This is a genomic window from Pseudomonas borbori (assembly GCF_900115555.1).
Lineage (GTDB): Bacteria > Pseudomonadota > Gammaproteobacteria > Pseudomonadales > Pseudomonadaceae > Aquipseudomonas > Aquipseudomonas borbori.
The window spans coordinates 1-4,160 of the sequence record NZ_FOWX01000078.1; the positions used below are offsets into that span (position 1 = coordinate 1).

The 4,160-nt window shown below is 51.9% G+C and carries 2 tRNA genes and 2 rRNA genes; all 4 read right to left on the reverse strand.

Annotated features, from left to right (window positions below):
• Window positions 1–44: 44 nt before the first annotated feature.
• Window positions 45–2,935 (reverse strand): 23S ribosomal RNA (locus tag BM315_RS23915).
• A 255-nt stretch (window positions 2,936–3,190) separates the two neighbouring features.
• Window positions 3,191–3,266 (reverse strand) — tRNA-Ala (locus BM315_RS23920).
• 38 nt (window positions 3,267–3,304) lie between these two features.
• Window positions 3,305–3,381 (reverse strand) — tRNA-Ile (locus BM315_RS23925).
• Window positions 3,382–3,465: 84 nt separating this feature from the next.
• A 16S ribosomal RNA gene (locus BM315_RS23930) occupies window positions 3,466–4,160 on the reverse strand; the annotation flags it as partial.

Sequence of the window (4,160 nt, forward strand, 5' to 3'; positions counted from 1 at the left end):
GTCTTTACGTCTGACACACAAACAGCAAATTGTTTGGGTGTTATATGGTCAAGCCTCACGGGCAATTAGTATGGGTTAGCTCAACGCCTCACAGCGCTTACACACCCCACCTATCAACGTCGTAGTCTTCGACGGCCCTTTAGGGAACTCAAGGTTCCAGTGAGATCTCATCTCGAGGCAAGTTTCCCGCTTAGATGCTTTCAGCGGTTATCTTTCCCGAACATAGCTACCCGGCAATGCCACTGGCGTGACAACCGGAACACCAGAGGTTCGTCCACTCCGGTCCTCTCGTACTAGGAGCAGCCCCTCTCAAATCTCAAACGTCCACGGCAGATAGGGACCGAACTGTCTCACGACGTTCTAAACCCAGCTCGCGTACCACTTTAAATGGCGAACAGCCATACCCTTGGGACCGGCTTCAGCCCCAGGATGTGATGAGCCGACATCGAGGTGCCAAACACCGCCGTCGATATGAACTCTTGGGCGGTATCAGCCTGTTATCCCCGGAGTACCTTTTATCCGTTGAGCGATGGCCCTTCCATACAGAACCACCGGATCACTAAGACCTACTTTCGTACCTGCTCGACGTGTCTGTCTCGCAGTCAAGCGCGCTTTTGCCTTTATACTCTACGACCGATTTCCGACCGGTCTGAGCGCACCTTCGTACTCCTCCGTTACTCTTTAGGAGGAGACCGCCCCAGTCAAACTACCCACCATACACTGTCCTCGATCCGGATAACGGACCAGAGTTAGAACCTCAAGGTTGCCAGGGTGGTATTTCAAGGTTGGCTCCACGCAGACTGGCGTCCACGCTTCAAAGCCTCCCACCTATCCTACACAAGCAAGCTCAAAGTCCAGTGCAAAGCTATAGTAAAGGTTCACGGGGTCTTTCCGTCTAGCCGCGGATACACTGCATCTTCACAGCGATTTCAATTTCACTGAGTCTCGGGTGGAGACAGCGCCGCCATCGTTACGCCATTCGTGCAGGTCGGAACTTACCCGACAAGGAATTTCGCTACCTTAGGACCGTTATAGTTACGGCCGCCGTTTACCGGGGCTTCGATCAAGAGCTTCGCGTTAGCTAACCCCATCAATTAACCTTCCGGCACCGGGCAGGCGTCACACCCTATACGTCCACTTTCGTGTTTGCAGAGTGCTGTGTTTTTAATAAACAGTCGCAGCGGCCTGGTATCTTCGACCGGCGTGGGCTTACGCAGTAAATACTTCACCCTCACCGGCGCACCTTCTCCCGAAGTTACGGTGCCATTTTGCCTAGTTCCTTCACCCGAGTTCTCTCAAGCGCCTTGGTATTCTCTACCTAACCACCTGTGTCGGTTTGGGGTACGGTTCCTAGTTACCTGAAGCTTAGAAGCTTTTCCTGGAAGCATGGCATCAACCACTTCGTCATCTAAAAGATAACTCGTCATCAGTTCTCGGCCTTGATCTCCCGGATTTACCTAAGAAACCAGCCTACCACCTTAAACACGGACAACCAACGCCGTGCTGGCCTAGCCTTCTCCGTCCCTCCATCGCAGTAACTAGAAGTACGGGAATATTAACCCGTTTCCCATCGACTACGCATTTCTGCCTCGCCTTAGGGGCCGACTAACCCTGCGTCGATTAACGTTGCGCAGGAAACCTTGGTCTTTCGGCGTGGGAGTTTTTCACTCCCATTGTCGTTACTCATGTCAGCATTCGCACTTCTGATACCTCCAGCAAGCTTCTCAACTCACCTTCACAGGCTTACAGAACGCTCCTCTACCGCTCATCCGAAGATGAACCCGTAGCTTCGGTGTATGGTTTGAGCCCCGTTACATCTTCCGCGCAGGCCGACTCGACTAGTGAGCTATTACGCTTTCTTTAAAGGGTGGCTGCTTCTAAGCCAACCTCCTAGCTGTCTAAGCCTTCCCACATCGTTTCCCACTTAACCATAACTTTGGGACCTTAGCTGACGGTCTGGGTTGTTTCCCTTTTCACGACGGACGTTAGCACCCGCCGTGTGTCTCCCGTGCTGACACTTGCTGGTATTCGGAGTTTGCATCGGTTTGGTAAGTCGGGATGACCCCCTAGCCGAAACAGTGCTCTACCCCCAGCAGTGATACACGAGGCGCTACCTAAATAGCTTTCGAGGAGAACCAGCTATCTCCGAGCTTGATTAGCCTTTCACTCCGATCCACAGGTCATCCGCTAACTTTTCAACGGTAGTCGGTTCGGTCCTCCAGTTAGTGTTACCCAACCTTCAACCTGCCCATGGATAGATCGCCCGGTTTCGGGTCTATTCCCAGCGACTAGACGCCCTATTAAGACTCGCTTTCGCTACGCCTCCCCTATTCGGTTAAGCTTGCCACTGAAAATAAGTCGCTGACCCATTATACAAAAGGTACGCAGTCACCCAACAAAGTAGGCTCCCACTGCTTGTACGCATACGGTTTCAGGATCTATTTCACTCCCCTCTCCGGGGTTCTTTTCGCCTTTCCCTCACGGTACTAGTTCACTATCGGTCAGTCAGTAGTATTTAGCCTTGGAGGATGGTCCCCCCATATTCAGACAAAGTTTCTCGTGCTCCGTCCTACTCGATTTCATGACTAAGAGATTTTCGCGTACAGGGCTATCACCCACTATGGCCGTACTTTCCAGAACGTTCCGCTAATCTCAAAGCCACTTAAGGGCTAGTCCCCGTTCGCTCGCCACTACTAAGGGAATCTCGGTTGATTTCTATTCCTCAGGGTACTTAGATGTTTCAGTTCCCCTGGTTCGCCTCTTACACCTATGTATTCAGTGCAAGATACCTAACTTATGTTAGGTGGGTTCCCCCATTCAGACATCTCCGGATCAAAGTCTGTTTGCCGACTCCCCGAAGCTTTTCGCAGGCTACCACGTCTTTCATCGCCTCTGACTGCCAAGGCATCCACCGTATGCGCTTCTTCACTTGACCATATAACCCCAAGCAATCTGGTTATTGTCTATAACGTGAAGACGACATTCGCCGAAAATTTGCAATTGAGAACACGCAAATTTTACCTTGATTGACCAACTGCCAGTGAAAGCAGTCAATCAGTCACTTCTATCACATACCCAAATTTTTAAAGAACGATTTTTCTGACTGGTCAAAGACCAGAAATCAACATTCAACAGGATCTTCCTGGAACGCTCATTTCTGAACTCTCAACGCTACGGTCCAACTGCAAGGTGGTGGAGCCAAGCGGGATCGAACCGCTGACCTCCTGCGTGCAAGGCAGGCGCTCTCCCAGCTGAGCTATGGCCCCAGGTATTCTCAAGGCCTCACCCCACTACAAATGACAATTGGTGGGTCTGGGCAGATTCGAACTGCCGACCTCACCCTTATCAGGGGTGCGCTCTAACCAACTGAGCTACAGACCCGATATCGGGTTGCTAACCTAATCGTCTTTTTCAATGAATCAAGCAATTCGTGTGGGAACTTATGAAGCAGCTGAAGTCTTCGATTAAGGAGGTGATCCAGCCGCAGGTTCCCCTACGGCTACCTTGTTACGACTTCACCCCAGTCATGAATCACACCGTGGTAACCGTCCCCCCGAAGGTTAGACTAGCTACTTCTGGTGCAACCCACTCCCATGGTGTGACGGGCGGTGTGTACAAGGCCCGGGAACGTATTCACCGTGACATTCTGATTCACGATTACTAGCGATTCCGACTTCACGCAGTCGAGTTGCAGACTGCGATCCGGACTACGATCGGTTTTATGGGATTAGCTCCACCTCGCGGCTTGGCAACCCTTTGTACCGACCATTGTAGCACGTGTGTAGCCCTGGCCGTAAGGGCCATGATGACTTGACGTCATCCCCACCTTCCTCCGGTTTGTCACCGGCAGTCTCCTTAGAGTGCCCACCATAACGTGCTGGTAACTAAGGACAAGGGTTGCGCTCGTTACGGGACTTAACCCAACATCTCACGACACGAGCTGACGACAGCCATGCAGCACCTGTGTCTGAGCTCCCGAAGGCACCAATCCATCTCTGGAAAGTTCTCAGCATGTCAAGGCCAGGTAAGGTTCTTCGCGTTGCTTCGAATTAAACCACATGCTCCACCGCTTGTGCGGGCCCCCGTCAATTCATTTGAGTTTTAACCTTGCGGCCGTACTCCCCAGGCGGTCAACTTAATGCGTTAGCTGCGCCACTAAA